Annotated in this window: 14 protein-coding genes; 1 reads left to right on the forward strand and 13 read right to left on the reverse strand. The window is 70.6% G+C overall.

Annotation, left to right across the window (positions count from 1 at the left end):
* Position 1 precedes the first annotated feature (1 nt).
* The 13 genes from EYW40_RS09670 to EYW40_RS09730 form a co-directional block, all read right to left on the reverse strand.
* On the reverse strand, positions 2–1,171 hold the full coding sequence (locus EYW40_RS09670) for an ABC transporter substrate-binding protein (protein ID WP_135821400.1): 1,170 nt from the start codon (positions 1,169–1,171) through the stop codon (positions 2–4).
* 52 nt (positions 1,172–1,223) lie between these two features.
* On the reverse strand, positions 1,224–2,096 hold the full coding sequence (locus tag EYW40_RS09675; RefSeq protein ID WP_135821401.1) for an ABC transporter ATP-binding protein: 873 nt from the start codon (positions 2,094–2,096) through the stop codon (positions 1,224–1,226).
* The gene (locus EYW40_RS09680) at positions 2,096–3,220 is read right to left on the reverse strand and encodes a FecCD family ABC transporter permease (protein ID WP_135821402.1); all 1,125 of its coding nucleotides are present in this window, start codon (positions 3,218–3,220) and stop codon (positions 2,096–2,098) included. Before EYW40_RS09680 ends, EYW40_RS09675 begins: the two co-directional genes overlap by 1 nt.
* Positions 3,221–3,306: 86 nt before the next feature.
* Positions 3,307–6,552: a carbamoyl-phosphate synthase large subunit gene (carB, locus tag EYW40_RS09685; RefSeq protein ID WP_135821403.1), complete on the reverse strand. Its 3,246-nt coding sequence runs from the start codon at positions 6,550–6,552 to the stop codon at positions 3,307–3,309.
* Positions 6,553–6,709: 157 nt separating this feature from the next.
* The gene (locus tag EYW40_RS09690; protein WP_135821404.1) at positions 6,710–8,446 is read right to left on the reverse strand and encodes a DUF7978 family protein; all 1,737 of its coding nucleotides are present in this window, start codon (positions 8,444–8,446) and stop codon (positions 6,710–6,712) included.
* A 61-nt stretch (positions 8,447–8,507) separates the two neighbouring features.
* Entirely contained in the window at positions 8,508–10,097 is a 1,590-nt protein-coding gene (locus tag EYW40_RS09695; RefSeq protein ID WP_135821405.1) for a BGTF surface domain-containing protein, read from the reverse strand.
* A 119-nt stretch (positions 10,098–10,216) separates the two neighbouring features.
* Positions 10,217–10,441, reverse strand: a complete 225-nt coding sequence (locus EYW40_RS09700; RefSeq protein ID WP_135821406.1) for a hypothetical protein — start codon at positions 10,439–10,441, stop codon at positions 10,217–10,219.
* A gap of 89 nt (positions 10,442–10,530) precedes the next feature.
* Positions 10,531–11,064, reverse strand: coding sequence for a DUF5815 family protein (locus EYW40_RS09705; RefSeq protein ID WP_135821407.1), 534 nt, complete (start codon positions 11,062–11,064; stop codon positions 10,531–10,533).
* Positions 11,065–11,107: 43 nt separating this feature from the next.
* A complete protein-coding gene (locus EYW40_RS09710; protein ID WP_135821408.1) occupies positions 11,108–11,374 on the reverse strand; it encodes a hypothetical protein in 267 nt (88 codons plus the stop codon).
* Between the two features lie 47 nt (positions 11,375–11,421).
* On the reverse strand, positions 11,422–12,198 hold the full coding sequence (locus EYW40_RS09715; protein ID WP_135821409.1) for a DUF7847 domain-containing protein: 777 nt from the start codon (positions 12,196–12,198) through the stop codon (positions 11,422–11,424).
* 1 nt (position 12,199) lies between these two features.
* Positions 12,200–12,616: a DUF7124 domain-containing protein gene (locus EYW40_RS09720; RefSeq protein WP_135821410.1), complete on the reverse strand. Its 417-nt coding sequence runs from the start codon at positions 12,614–12,616 to the stop codon at positions 12,200–12,202.
* 146 nt (positions 12,617–12,762) lie between these two features.
* Positions 12,763–13,005, reverse strand: coding sequence for a DUF7979 domain-containing protein (locus EYW40_RS09725; RefSeq protein WP_135821411.1), 243 nt, complete (start codon positions 13,003–13,005; stop codon positions 12,763–12,765).
* 111 nt (positions 13,006–13,116) lie between these two features.
* Positions 13,117–14,361, reverse strand: coding sequence for an NAD(P)/FAD-dependent oxidoreductase (locus tag EYW40_RS09730; protein WP_135821412.1), 1,245 nt, complete (start codon positions 14,359–14,361; stop codon positions 13,117–13,119).
* A 116-nt stretch (positions 14,362–14,477) separates the two neighbouring features.
* On the opposite strand from EYW40_RS09730, the gene EYW40_RS09735 reads away from it, so the two are divergent.
* Complete coding sequence (locus EYW40_RS09735; protein ID WP_135821413.1) at positions 14,478–15,056, forward strand: DUF6149 family protein; 579 nt, start codon at positions 14,478–14,480, stop codon at positions 15,054–15,056.
* Positions 15,057–15,069 lie beyond the last annotated feature (13 nt).

Genomic DNA, 15,069 nt, shown 5'->3' on the forward strand with positions numbered 1-15,069 from the left:
GCTACACGTCGCCGGCGACGATGTCGGCGACCCGCTCGCGGTCGAACAGTTCCTCCTCGACGCCGTACACCTGCTGGGCGGCGCGCTCGGTGACGACGAGGTTCGTGATCGGCCCCTGGTAGAGCGGGCCGCCGCGGTAGACGTCGCCGTTCTGGACGGCGGTCAGTTGCTTTGCGGTGTCGTTGCTCTCCATGTTGGCGACGAGGGTGTTCCGGAACTCCTCGCGGGTCTGGGCCTCGTGGCCGCGGAACATGATGATCTCGGGGTCGATGTCGAGCAGCGTCTCGTAGTCGACTCTGCCCCGGGTCTCGTGGAAGTCCCGCACGTCGGTCTCGGCGAACGCGTCGCGGACCTGCAGGTCGCGCCACTGCTTGAAGCTCGTCCCCTCGCCGATGAGGTACGGCGAGAACTCGTCGGGGTCGTTGCCGGCCGCCCACATGATCGCGACCGCCGGGCGCTCGCCCTCGGGCGGGACGACGTCGTCGAGGGTCGACTGGAACTCGTCGTGGAGGTCGACGAACGCCTCGTACCGGTCGGTCCGCTGGAACACCTCCGCGAGCTTCCCGAACGCCTCGTACAGCGAGAGGTACGGGTAGTCCTCGTGCCACGCGTAGCCCGTCGAGAAGATGCTGTTGCCGAAGAAGGGGCCGCCCGTGACCCGCTCGACCTCCTCGACGTCGTCCATGCTCCAGCTGTCCGACCACCGGCCGGTCAGGAAGTTCGGGTCGATGACGTGGACGTCGGCGTCGATCTCGTAGAACTTCTCGGGGTCGACGCCGTCGTCGGACAGCCGAACCATGCCGCTCTTGTCGGGGCTGACACCGGGGATCTCGTCGTAGTACTGGGTGTGGTACCGGCTCGGCAGCCAGACCGCCTCCGGCGGCTCGCGCCCGAGCGCGACGCCCATGTCGGCCCAGCTCCCGTTGTTGGCGACCCATGTCTCGGGGACGCCGTCGAACTCGACGGTGCCGACCGGCTCCATCGTCACGGAGTACGGTCCGCTCGATCCGTCGTCCGAGTCCCCGTCGTTCGAAGCGTTGCCGTCGCCGCCGTCGTCCGTCTCCTCGTCCGAGCCGCCGTAGGACGTACAGCCGGCGACCGCACCCACGCCGGCGGCCGCGGCGGTCGTTCTGAGGACGTTCCGTCTCGTCGTGCGCCGTCCGTCTGGCATATTTTTTAGGCCGGCCTAAAACATCATAAGCGTTCCGGAACCCCGACCGGATTCACTCGCTCTCGTCGGGCAGCGCGTGGTGGGGGAGGACCTGCAGTTCCGGCTCGTGCTCGACGGTCGCCTCGACGCCGAACACGTCCGCGAGCAGTTGTTCGGTCACGACCTCCTCCGGGGGGCCCCAGTCGTACAGTTCGCCGTCGCGCATCGCCACCAGGTAGTCCGCGAACCGGGCGGCCTGGGCGATGTCGTGGAGCACGACGGCGACGGTGACGTCCTGGCGCTCGTTGAGCTGGCGTACGGTCTCCAGCACGCGGAACTGGTGGTACAGGTCGAGGAAGGTCGTCGGCTCGTCGAGCAACAGGACGTCCGTCTCCTGGGCGAGCACCATCGCGATCCAGGCCAGCTGCTTTTGCCCGCCGCTCAGCTGCCCCAGTTCGGCGTCCCGGAGGTGGTCGACGCCGGCCAGATCCAGCGCGCGTTCGACCGCCTCGCGGTCGGCTTCCGAGACGTCGTCGAAAAAGCCCCGGTGCGGGTAGCGCCCGTGGTACGCCAGGTCCTCGACGGTGATCCCGTCGACCGGGTCGTTCTCCTGGGAGAGCACGCCCATTTCCCGGGCGAGTTCCTTCTTCCCGAAGGAGTCCAGATCCCGGCCGCGGATCCGCACCGTCCCGGCGTCCGGTGTGAGGTGGTCCGAGAGCGCCTTCAGGAGCGTGCTCTTGCCGCTGCCGTTCGGCCCCACGAGCGCGGTGACGGCCCCCTCCGGGATGTCGAGGCGGGCGCAGTCGACGACGGTGCCGTCGCTCGTCGGGTAACTCAGTTCGAGCCCGTCGCCGACGAGGGCGCTGTCGACGACCGCGCCGTCGCCGTCGGTGATCGGCTCGTGGTCCGGTTCGTCCGCCCGCGCGTCCACGTTCGTGGTTGGCATCAGAGTTCACCCATCGACTGTTGTTTCCGCATCAGGTACAGGAAGTACGGCCCGCCGACCAGGCCGGTGACGACGCCCACCGGCACCTGCCTCGGCGTGTTCATCACGACCGGGAAGAACAGCCGCGCGCCCACGTCGGCGACGACCATCAGCGCCGGCCCGGCGAACAGGCAGCCGACCATCAGCCGGCGGTAGTCGCTCCCGACGACGTTCCGCACGATGTGTGGCACGACGAGGCCGAAGAAGCCGACGATGCCGGCCACGGCGATGGCGGCGCTGGCCGCGAGGATGGCGACGGCCGAGAGCAGGAACCGGACGCGCTCGACGCGCATGCCCAGCGACTGGGCCGTCCGCTCGCCGAGCAGCAGGACGTTGAGCTGTCGGGCGCCGGCGAGCGCCACGACGATGGCGATGAGGGCCGGCAGGATGGCGATCCGCACCTCCTCCCAGCCCGTGCCGGTGAGCGACCCCGTCGTCCAGGCGATCGCCGTCTGGACGACGCCCAGGTCGTCGGCGAAGAAAAACATCGCGCGCTGGAGCGACTGGAACACCATGTTGACGATCACGCCCGCGAGGACGAGCCGCACGGGGCTGGTCCCGCCCTGCCACGCGATGGCGTACACGACCAAGAACGCGAGCGCCCCGCCGCCGGCCGCGAGGAACGGCAGGTACGGCGCGAGCCCGCTGAACACGACCAGCGTCAGCAACACCGCGAAGCCGGCCCCGGAGCTCACGCCGAGCACGAACGGGCTCGCCAGTTCGTTGCGCGTGACCGCCTGGAAGATGGCGCCCGAGACGGCGAGCGCCGCGCCGGCGATCATGCCGACGAACACCCGGGGGAGCCGGAGGTTCCAGACGACGACGCTCCGCGTCGACATCTCGGGGGCCTCGGCCCCGAAGAGGAACGCGTTCCACGCGTCGAGGTTGAACACGACGCCGGGGTCGAACACCGTGCGCCACGCCTGGCCGATCGTCATCGAGTACGTCCCGAAGCTCACCTGCGCCAGCCCGCCGGCGACGGTGAGGGCGAGACAAGTGAGACAGAACAGGACGAGCGTCCGGCTGTACCACCCCTGCCGGCTCTCAGTCGAGGAACGCGCCGCAACGGCCTCCGAGCTACCCATGTTGTTTTAGGTTAGCCTAATCACCGGGATAGTAGTTACGATCCGGCGGCAGGGCCGGGGAGAACGGAAGCCTGCGGCGGGCTACGTCACTCGCCCCAGTTGCGGGCCGCCTTCGGGCGCTCGTCGACGGGCGCGACGTCGAGCGGTTCGTCGGCCGCGTCGAGCGCCTCCAGGGCCGCGCGGGCGCTGGCCTCCGTCGAGAAGTACGTGATCTCCTCCTCGACGGCCACCTCCAGCAGTTCGCGCTTGCGGGAGACGATGAGGTCTATCTCGCCGGCCTGCGCGGCCGAGACGAGGTCGACCGCCTCCGAGAGGTCGAAGTGCTCGGTGTACCCCTCGACGAGCGCCTCGCCCGCCTCCGTGTCGGGGTCGGGGAACTCGTCGGCCGAGAGGTCGACAACGGCGGTCCCCTCCCGGGGGATCGGCTTGCCGGTGGAGTCCTGGGCCTTGTCGTAGGCCTTGCCGAACGTCGACGCCGTGCCCATCACCTCGCCCGTCGACTTCATCTCGGGGCCGAGGCGCGGGTCGCTGCCCGGCAGGCGGTCGAACGGCAGGACGACCTCCTTCACGCTCGTCCGCTCGGGCACCTGCTCCTGGACGCCCAGGTCCGAGAGCGACGCGCCGGCCATCACCTTCGCGGCGAGCTTGGCGATCGGGACGCCGGTCGCCTTCGAGACGAACGGGACGGTGCGGGAGGAGCGCGGGTTCGCCTCCAGCACGTACACCTCGACGTCCTCATCGGGCTCGTGGACGCCCGTCACGGCGAGCTGGACGTTGAGCAGCCCGACGGTGTCGAGCGCGGTCGCGATTTCCTCGGTCACGTCGCGGACGCGGGTCATCGTGTCGTCGTCGAGCGAGCGCGGCGGGATCATGCAGGCGGAGTCGCCGGAGTGGACGCCCGCGCTCTCGATGTGTTCCATCACGCCGCCGATGACCACGTCCTCGCCGTCGGCCACGGCGTCGACGTCGAGTTCGATCGCGCCGGCGAGGAAGTCGTCGACGAGGATCGGCTTGTCCGGGCTGACCCGGACGGCCTCCTCGATGTACTCCTCCAGTTCCTCGTCGTCGTAGACGACGTCCATCGCGCGGCCGCCGAGCACGTACGACGGGCGCACGAGCACGGGGTAGCCGATGTCGTGGGCGAGCTCCAGCGCGCCCTCCTTGCTGGTGGCGGAGCCGCCATCCGGCTGGGCGATGCCGAGGTCGTCCATCAGCTCGTTGAACCGGTCGCGGTCCTCGGCGAGGTCCATCGCCTCGACGCCGGTGCCCATGATCTCGCAGTCGAGGCCGCGGCGCGCCAGCTCGTCGGCCAGCGGCTCGCCGACGTTGACGGACGTCTGCCCGCCGAACTGGACCATCACGCCGTCGGCCCCGGTCGCCTCGACGACGTCGGCGACCTCCTCGGCGGTGATCGGCTCGAAGAACAGGCCGTCGGAGGTGTCGTAGTCCGTGGAGACGGTCTCGGGGTTGTTGTTGACGACGTGGGCGTCGATCCCCTGCTCGCGCAGCGCGCGGACCGCGTGGACCGAGCAGTAGTCGAACTCGACGCCCTGCCCGATGCGGATCGGGCCGCCGCCGACCACGACGACGCTCTCGGCGTCCGTGTCGACCTGCAGTTCGTCGTACCCCGTCGCGACGCCGCTGGCGGCGGGCTCGCGGGCAGAGTAGTAGTACGGGGTAGACGCCTCGAACTCGCCCGCACAGGTGTCGACCTGCTTGAACGAGCGGTCGGGCGCGGCGGACTCGACGGCGTCTATCTCGCCGCCGTCGGCCCGCGGCAGCTCCGAGGCCTCGCTGGAGTCGATGCCCGCGGCGACCTGCCCGTTCGTGAAGCCGAGTTCGGCGGCCTCGCCGAACTCGCCGTCCTGGGCCGCGACGGCCGCGTCGGCGACGTTCGCGAAGCGCTCGACGTACCACTCGTAGATCCCCGTCAGGTCGACGACCTCGTCGACGTCGTACCCGCGCTCGAACGCCTCGAAGATGGCGTACGGGCGGTCGGGCGACGGCCGTTCGAGGTAGTGTTCCTCCAGGGTGTCGTCGTCGACCGCGTCCCAGTCGACGTCCGGCGAGTACTCGGAGGAGCGAAGCGCCTTGAGCAGGCTCTCCTCGAAGGTGCGGCCGATCGCCATCGCCTCGCCGGTCGATTTCATCGCCGTCGTCAGTTCGAAGTCGACGTCGTCGAACTTGTCGATGGGCCACCGGGGCACCTTCGTGACGATGTAGTCGATGGCGGGCTCGAAGGCGGCGGTCGTCTCGCCGGTGATCTCGTTGTCGATCTCGTGGAGGCGCTTGCCCAGGGCGACCTTCGCGGTCACGCGGGCGATCGGGTAGCCCGTCGCCTTCGAGGCCAGCGCCGACGAGCGGGAGACGCGGGGGTTGACCTCGACGACGCGGTACTCGCCGCCGGGGGTGCCGTCGTCGCGCCACGCGAACTGGATGTTACAGCCGCCGTGGATCTCCAGGTCGCGGATGACCTTCAGCGCGACGTCGCGCATGTCCTGGTGGCCCTCGTCCGGGATGACCTGCGAGGGCGTGACGACCGTGGACTCCCCCGTGTGGATGCCCATCGGGTCGATGTTCTCCATGTTGCAGATGATGATACAGGAGTCGTCGGCGTCCCGCATCACCTCGTACTCCAGTTCGACCCAGCCCTCGATGGACTCGGTGATGAGCACCTCGCTGTTCCGCGAGAGGCGCAGCCCCTTCCGGACGCGCTCGTACAGCTCCTCGATGTCGTCGACGACGCCGGAGCCCGACCCGCCCAGCGTGTACGTCGTGCGGGCGATGACCGGGAGGCCGCCGACCGACTCGACCGCCTCGTCGACGCGGTCCCGCAGGGCCTCCTCCGCGAGGTCGGTGACCGCCTCGCCGTCGTCGAGCGCTATCGTCGTCGACTGGGGGACCGGCTCGCCCAGGTCGTGCATCCGCTGGCGGAACAGTTCGCGGTCCTCGGTGGCGTAGATGGTGTCGAGCGGCGTCCCCATGATCTCGACGTCGTGCTCGTCGAGGACGCCCTCCTCCGCGAGTTCGGCGGTGACGTTCAGCCCGGTCTGACCGCCCAGCCCGGCGATGACGCCGTCGGGCTGTTCCTTCCGGATGATCTCGGCGATGGCCTCCGTCGTGATCGGCTCGATGTACACCTCGTCGGCCATCTCCGGGTCGGTCATGATCGTCGCCGGGTTCGAGTTCACGAGGACGACTCGCGCGCCCTCCTCCTGCAGGGCGCGACACGCCTGCGCGCCGGAGTAGTCGAACTCCGCGGCCTGTCCGATCTGGATCGGCCCGCTTCCGATGAGAAGTATCGTCCTGTCTTCGGGTTCCCCGTGGCTCATGCGTTACCCGTCCGAAGTTCGCACATCGTAATAAGCCCCACGATGAATTACGAGGAGCGAAACTGGATTTCGAATTTCGAACGCCGCAACGATTGCGAAGACCCCCCGAGACGTATCTGCCGAACTGAAAGAACGCCGGAAAAGGACCCGGGAGCGGCTACGGCCGCGCTTCGGCCGCTTGCTGGCCGCCGTCGCCGCCGAGCGAACTCGCGACAGCCCCGCCGACCGCCGCCGCGACGACGGCGAAGCCGGCCGACAGGGCGACCGCTTCCGGCAGCACCGGGCTGGTGGTGAGTTCGACCGTCGCGGCGGACTCGAAGTCGCCGCCGGTCGCCGAGACGAGCACCGCCCCGACGGCGGCCAGGGCGGTGTAGCCGACGACGAGGCTCGCGCCCAGCAGCGCGCCGCCGGGGGCGTCCGGGTCGCCCCGGCCGCTCTGGAAGCGGACGAACAGCGCGCCGCCGACCACCAACACGACGACGGGGACCGCCGTGTACAGCAGCGGCGTGACGATCTGTTCGCCGAACCCGAACCGCGTCCAGTACGCCGGGTCGAACAGCGATATCGCCTCCGTCGTCGACTGCTGGCCCTCCGGGGTCTCGACGACGCGCGTGCGCTCGATGGTCACCATCTGCCCCTCGTAGAGCAGCCAGCCGGCGAACTGCCACATGCTGGCCGAGGCGTTCTCGACCGGGGAGAGCGGCATCAGGTTCGACATCGACAGGTCGTGTTTCGACCCGTTTATCACGAGCACGTCGGCGAGGAAGGCGAGATAGGTGACGGCGTAGGTGAGGACGTACAGCCCCGCGCCGACCGCCGCGCTCCGGCCGAACGGCAGCGCCTTGACCTGGTCGGCGAGCGACGGGCCGGTGTCGACGGGCGCCCCCTGCTGGGGGGCTGCCCCGCCCGCCGTCTCGCCCTGCCACTGATTCGCGCCGCCCTGCCCGCCGGCGACGCCGCCGGCTGGCTCGGCCGCCTGCCGGCCGGCCGGCGGCCCGTCACGGCGACCGCCGCCGGTCGGCTGCCCGCCCGCGGCGTTCGGGGCCTGCTGGCCGCCGCGCCCACCCTGCCGGCCGCCCTGGGGGGCGGGCTGGTCGCGCCGCGCGTTCGACCCGGCGTTCGCCCCCTGTTCGGGCCGTCCGCCCCGGCCGCCCGGCTGGCCGGCCCCGGGCTGCCGCTCCCGGCCGGACTGTCGGTCCCGGGGTTGCCCGCGGCGGTCGCGGCCGCCCTGTGGTTCCGGATCGCGGCCGCCCTGTGGTTCCGGGTCGCGCCCGCGGTCCGCCGCGGGCCGGTTCGGGTTCCGCCGCGTGCCGCCCTGTGGCTGGTCCGCACCGGCCGCGCGACCGCCGGCCGAACCGCCCTCGGTCGACCCCTCGCGCGGACCGCCGCCTCCGGCTTCGTGGCCCCGTTCGGCGGGCGCGTCGGGCTGGTCGGCGTCGCGCGGCGGGGCGTTGCTCGTTGTGTCGCGGGGCGGAGCGGTGCCCGTGGCGTCACCGGGCGGAGCGTCGCTCCCGCCGCGGGGCGGAGCGGTATCGCCGTCCCCGCCGTCGACGGGCTCCCCCGCGGGCGCGTCGTCGCGTACCCCCTGCCGCGCCGCTCCCCGGTCGTCCACCCCGGTCTCGGGCCCGGCCGACGCCGGTTCGGACGCGGACGCCTCCCCGCCCGACGCCGCCGGCTCCCCCTCGGCCGGCGACGGCTCCCCCGCGGGGTCGGTGTCGCCCTCGTCGCCCGTGCTGCGGTCCGTGGCCGGCCCGTCGTCCGCCGTCCCGCCGTCGTCGGGGGCGGCGTCGGCCGACGGCGACCACTGCCGGTACTCAGTGAGATCCGTCCCGCAGCCCGGGCAGTACGTCACGTCGGTTCGCGCCTCCGTTCCACACTCCGGACAGTATTCCATGCCAACTGATCGACATACTCGCACTATAAAGGTTAGCACCCGCGGACGCGCGGGTTTCGGGTCACTCCCGCCGGCGGCTCAGCGCGAGGACGAGCAACAGCGCCGCGCCGGCCAGCAGGCCGGTGAAGCCGGGTTGACCGCCCGAGGCGAACGAGACGTTGCCGGTCCCGTTGAACCCGCCGTCCGCCGGCGACCCGGTGGTCGTCGTCGTGTTGACCGCCGTGAACTGGGTGTCCGCGACGGTCGCCGTCGGCCACCGCGTCGACGACTCCGGCGACACCGTCGTCCCCGGCATGTCCGTCGGGCGCGTCGTCTCCGACACGCTCGTCGGCGTCTCCGTGACTCTGGTGGTGGTCCGCGGGGCCGCGGTCGTCGTGGTCGGCCGCGCCGTCGTGGTCGGCGTCTGGACCCGCGTCGTCGTGGCGGGCGTCGGCGTCCGTGGTGCAGTGGTCGTCGTCGACACGTCGCCGCCCTCGATGACGCCGTCGACCGTCCCGCTCACCTCCTCGTCGTTCTCCAGGACGACGGCGGTGAACTCGGTGCCCGAGTCGTGGCTGCTGAAGTCGACCGCGGTCGAGAACTGGCCGTCGCTGCCGACGGTCACCGTCGGGTCCTTGATGAACGGGTCGAGGTCGTCCTGGCTCTCCAGCCGCAGGGTGAGTTCCGTGCCCGGCGCGACCGTCGAGGCACCCCGGATCGTCTGGCCCCGTTCCGGCTCGACCCGTATCGGCGAGTCCGGGAACCAGGCGGTCCGCTCGCGGACGGTAAAGGTCGTGCTCGACGTCTGGGTGCTGTCCGTGTACGGGTTGTCGTCGGTCACGACGAAGCGGGACTCGTACTCCTCGTCCGGCGCGACGTCCGACGCGGAGGTGTCGACGGCGAACAGGAGCAGGTCGTTCTCGGGGAACGCGTGGACGGTCCCCTCGGAGATGGGGATCCGCTTTGCCCCCTGGTTCGCCGGCGGGTTGGCCTGGACGATCTCGAGGGAGACCCCCTGCGTCCCGTCCGCGAGGTCGTCGGCGCTGTCGACGTAGCCGAACACGCCGCTCGCCTGGACCCCGACGACGACGAGGTCCTCCCGCGCGACCTCCTCCCGCTGGGTCGCGCTGCTGAGCACCGCCTGTCTGTCGCTCGGGTCGACGTCCGACGGCGCGACGAACGTGTCCGACGGGCCGGTCGAGCGGCCTTCGAGCCGCAGGGTGCCGACGTCCGTCGGGCTACCGTCGATTGACAGTTCCATCCCGTAGTCCCCAGCGTCCAGCGGCGAGTCGAGCGACTCGGTGCGCCGCGTGGCGTCGACAGAGTCGCTCCCGTCGGCGGCGCTGTACACCTCGTTCGCCGACGCGCCGGTCCACCCGTTCGCGTGGTGGAGGTTGATGCGCACCCGGACCCGGCCGTCGCCGTCGCCGTCCCGGACCCGGACCTGCGTCTCGTAGTAGACCTCCTGGGACCCGACTGTCAGCGTCGCCGCGTTCGTGTCCTGCAGGAAGACGGTGACGACGGCGACGTCACCGCGCTGTTCCGTGACGACTTTGTTCCCGAACGACGCGTCCGGTGCCGCGCCGTCCGCGAGGGAGACGCCCGGGCCCGCGACCGCCGCGAGCGCGAGCAGCACCGCGACCCCGACGACCGTGTGTGAAGACCTTGTCACGTCTCCGTGGATCCGTCGTCGGACGCTTAAAACTATCTGACCGCCGAAACGTCGCCGGAACATCCCGCGCGACCCGTCTTCCGGCCCCCCCGTCGGAGCGGGGACGGGTCGACGGGTGCCTACCGCCGGTCGTCGAGTCGGTACCGGTACGGCCGGTCGCGGATCACGTCGACGTCGCCGCGGTCGGCCAACCGGCCGAGGTCCGTGGCGACGCGGTGGGCGCTGTCCACGTCCACGCCGCGGGCCGCAAGCAGGTCGCGTATCTCGCCGGCGGTCAGCGGCTCCGCCGGGTCCAGTTCGTCGAGCACCGCCCTGAGTCGCTCCGTCTCCCCCCGAGAGCGCATACGCCGGGGTTCGACGGGGTTCATAATAAAAGATCGTCGGACGCGCGGCGGACGCCGCCACGCGCCCGGTGCCGGGGCCGCCGGCCCGCTCAGACCGCCGTGTCGTGTTCGTCGGCGAAGTCCCGGCGCTCGCGGTACTGGTCGACGAACTCCGACACGTCGAAGTCGAGCATCTGCTCCTCGAAGGCGGTCATCGCGTCGTCGTTCTCGGCGTGGCTGACGGCGTGTTCCATCAGTTCGACGACGAGTTCGACCGCTATCTCGTGGAGCCGCCGGGAGTCGAAGTCGGTCACCCACAGCAGCGAGTAGCCGACCGACCCGTTCTCCGAGAGGTCCTCGCTGACGACCGACTCGGGGAACTCCTCCATGACGATCCCCATCAGGTGGGCCGTGCCGAACTCCCCGAGGTCGTCGGCGGTCTCGACGGTCTCCCGGAGGATCTCCACGAGGAACTCCGGAAAGAACCGCGACGGCGGGTGGACGTCCATCACGACGGCGTGGCTGTCGCCACAGGCGCAGTCGAACTCCCGCAGCCCCATGTCGAGGTCGGCGAGCCGGACGCTCTCGCCGCAGGGAAGCTCGACGTCGCCGCCGGCCTCGCCCGGCACGCGCGGTTCTGCCATGCCCGCGGGTTGGGCGGTCAGGCCTAAAAGCGCCCCGACTCGGTCAGGCGTCGGACCCCGCCGTCTCGGGGTCCTCGTCCGCGTCTTCAGCCGCTTCCTCTTCCTCCTCTTCCTCTTCCTCCTCTTCCTCTTCTTCCTCGTCCTCCTCCTCGTCGCCCTCGCGTTCGACCTCCACCTCGACCTCGATCTCGACGGCGTCGGTCTCCAGTTCCGCCTCGGCCGTCGTCGCCTCGCCGGCCTCGATCTCCAGTTCGTCGCCGTCCACTTCGACCTCGACCTCCACGTCGACCGACGTGTGTTCGTCCGTCATGGTCTGCGAAACGGTCGCGTCCACCAAAACCTTGGGGGCGGCCCGCGTCAGGGGAGCAGTTCGTCGTCGATGTCGGCGAACTCGTCGTCGGCCTCGGCCGTCGCCGCGTCGTCGCGGAGCCGCTCGAACCCCGCCGACAGCACCGCCACCGCGTAGACGAGGACGACGGCGCTGGCCGCGACGTTGCCGAGCCACCAGCCCAGTTCGGAGACGCCGAGCAGCGGGGACAGCGCCATCCCGGCGACGGCGGTAAACAGCAGGGCCGCGAGCGCGAGGCCGAGAAACAGCAGACCGATCCGGAGCCGGCGGCCGCCGGCGAGCTCCCAGCTGTGGCGGTACGCGCTCACGACGCCCTCGTCCTCCAGCGCGACGAAGCCGACGAAGAAGGCGAAGCTGACCAGGGCGAACAGCCCGGGGAGGACGAACAGCGCGGTCCCGACCGCGAGCAGGACGAGCAGGAGGAGGTAGCCGGCCAGCCCGTGCAGTATCGCGCGCCCGAGGTTCCGCGTCACCGTGCCGGGGGCGGGCACCCCGTCGGTCGACAGCAGCCGGAAGCCGACGACGAACACGGCGACCGTCCCGAGCGTCGCCAGCAGCGACAGCGCCGACGCCCCGCCCGCCGACAGGGGGAGCGCGAGCGGCCCGTCGGCCGGCGGCGCGAGTTCGGGGAACTGCTCCCGGAGCGCGGCGGTGGCCTCGGCCGGCTGGCTCTGGAGGCCCACCGTGCTCGCGAGCTGGAAGAGGAAGGCGAGGCCGGTCAGCGCGACGCCCGTGGGGGAGCCTGCGCGGGCGTAGCCGTCCCGGAGCGTCTCGAGGACGTTCATCCTACGGCCAGTCGTCGCGCTCGTGCCCGTCGTCGTCCGCCGTCTCCTCGGCCTCGTCGGCCAGCTCCCACTCGGCGGCCTCGGCGGCCTCCTCGACCGGGAGGTACTCCCAGCCGACCTCGTCGGCCAGGTCGCGGTCCGCGTCGCTCGTGCCGACGAACACGTGTCGGTCGGTGTCGAACTGGTCGCGCACGCTCTCCAAGCTCTCGGCTTTCCCGCGCGGCCCGGAGAAGAAGTCCTGTCTGATGCGCTCCTTGCGCGTGAAGTTCGTGACGACGTAGGTCGGCTTCTCCGAGACGACGCCGACGTACTTGCTCCACCGGCGCGCCCCGTCGAACACGGCCGACGGGTCCGCCAGCTCCTGCAGTGCCGCGAGTTCGAACGCGAGGGTCATCTCGCCGTCTCCGCCGCCATCCATGGGTGTCCGTCGGCGTGGCGCGTGCAAAACGCCTTCGGTCTCCGGGGCGCGGCGGCGACGGCCTGCCGTGCGGACCGCTGTCGGTCACGGCCGGCGCGACCGCTCCGGGACGTGGATACGCGGGAAAACGGGTCGGGCGCTCCGTCTCAGGCCAGGTCGACCTCGTAGTAGCCGGTGAACACGACCACGTCGCCGTCGTCGAACTCCCCGGCGGTCGCCCCGTCGAGGCGCGCGCCGGTCGCGTCGCCGCCGACGACCGAGAACAGCCGCTGCTGGGCGTCGTCGGACAGTTCGTCGACGTGGCGGACCCGGGCGTCCGCCGGCACGGAGTCCGTGTGTCGTACTCTGAGGTGTCGCGTGTAGGCGTCGGAGGTCGAGGAACCAGCCATCGTTGCGTGCCAACGAATGTCACGGCTAGTGATAAACGTTCCCATGTCGGCGAGTCTCGCTGGGACGCGACGGGGGTCGGTCGCGGGAAAAAGTCGGCTCCGGCGGTGCGCTTACTGCTCCTGTGCGGGCGCGTCGAGCTTGTCGAGGTCGACTTCCTTCTCCAGCAACACGTCGGTCTGGCCGCTCACGTCGCGCTCCTCGCGGACGAGCTTCTTGAACGCGCTCTGGGGGGCCAGGTCGCCGATGAGGACGCCGCCGACGATCTTGCCGTCTTTCAGCGCCAGCCGCCGCCACTCGGTGTCGCTGTACTTGCGCTCGACGTGGTCGTCGCCGATCGTCGGGTGGCCGAAGGAGAGGAACGGGAAGTCGAAGTGCGTGATGGAGTACGAGGAGACCCAGCGGAACGCCTCGGCCTCGTCGTCGGCGACCATGTTCTTGGCGGCGACCTGGCCCTGCTCTTTCGCGCTGCCCCACGAGCCGTTCTGGCCGTGCTCGTTGAGGATCGTGTCGTAGAAGCGTGTCAGGTCGCCCGCCGCGTAGATGTCGTCGACGTCGGTCTGCATGTACTCGTCGACGACGACGCCGTCGTCCAGTTCGACGCCGGTGCCGCGCAGGACCTCGGTGTTGAAGTCCAGCCCGATGGCGACGCCGACGAAGTCGCTGTCGTGCTCCTCGCCGTCCGGCGTCACGGTCGCGGTGACGTGGCCGTCGTCGTCCGTGACGAAGCGGTCGACGCCGCTCTCGAAGACGGGCGTCACGCCCACCTCGCGCAGCCCCTCGTGGATGATCTCCGCGCCCTCCTCCGAGAGGGCGTAGCGCCACCAGCGGTTGCCGCGCATGAAGTAGTTGGCGTCGATGTCCTGTGCGCCGCAGATCGCCGCGAGGTCGATGCCCAGCAGGCCGGCCCCGACGACCGCGCCCGTCTCGGCCTCCTCGGCGTGCTCGGCGATCCGCCGGGCGTCCTGGAACGTCCAGAAGTGGTGGATCCCGTCGGCGTCGCTGTTCTCGACCGGCAGCTGCGTCGGCGTGCCGCCCGTCGCGACGAGCAGTTTGTCGTACTCGTGAACGTCGCCGTCGTGGGTGTGGACCTCGTGGGCGTCTGGGGCGATCTCCGTGACGTGCGTGTTCAGTTCGAGGTCGATGTCGCGCTCGGCGTACCAGTCCTCCTCGTGGATGGAGATGGGGGCTTCCGGGAGCTTCCCCTTGGCGAACTCCTTGATGAGAATGCGGTTGTACAGGGCTTCTCCTTCATCGGTGATGACGGTGATCGACGCCTCCGGGGCCTCCTCCCGGATCGTCTCGGCCGCGGAACTGCCCGCGATGCCGTCACCGATGATGACGTACGACTGGTCCATGCTCGCCTACTTCGGAACGGGGGTTGAAGTGGATTGCTATCTCGCTCGTTCCGCCCCCGCCGGGGCGGGCTGGCGTCGTCACGGGGTTCAATAGGCTCCCGGCCCAAGCGACCCGTATGAAGATCCGGCAGAACGTCCGCCACTGGGCCGCCAAGAAGTCGCTCACGACGCCGGTCGTCGGCGGCGTCGTGCGGAGCAAGCTGGTCGACCTCCACACGTCCGTCTTCCTCGACCGGGCCGACGAGGACCGCCGCGAGGAGCGCCGCGAGCACCTCGACGCCTTCTTCGACGCCACGTTCGACACGTACGTCGCCGCGCTGGACGCCGGCTTCACCGAGGCCAAGGCCCGCGAGATCACCCACGTGCAGGCCAACTTCGACTTCTACAACCACGGCTGGACGGAGATGATGGAGTTCCCGAGCGACGAACTGACCGACCACTACGACCGCCACGCCGACTTCTTCGACCGCCACGGGATCACCATCGACGACCCGCTCGGCGACTTCTTCCCGGCCGCGGGGATCCCCGACGCGCCGTCGACGCCGGAGAAGCTTGACGACCCCGAACACCCCCACGCGGAGGGCGGGTTCGCCGACGACGTGTACGTCGAGGACGGCGAGGGGAACCTCGTCGTCGGCGGCCGCGACGAGCCGGGCGACGTGGACGTGAGCAAGGCCCCCGGCGTCGACGAGTAGCGCCGGCTGTCGG

This window comes from Halostella litorea, assembly GCF_004785955.1.
Classification (GTDB): Archaea; Halobacteriota; Halobacteria; order Halobacteriales; family Natronoarchaeaceae; genus Halostella; species Halostella litorea.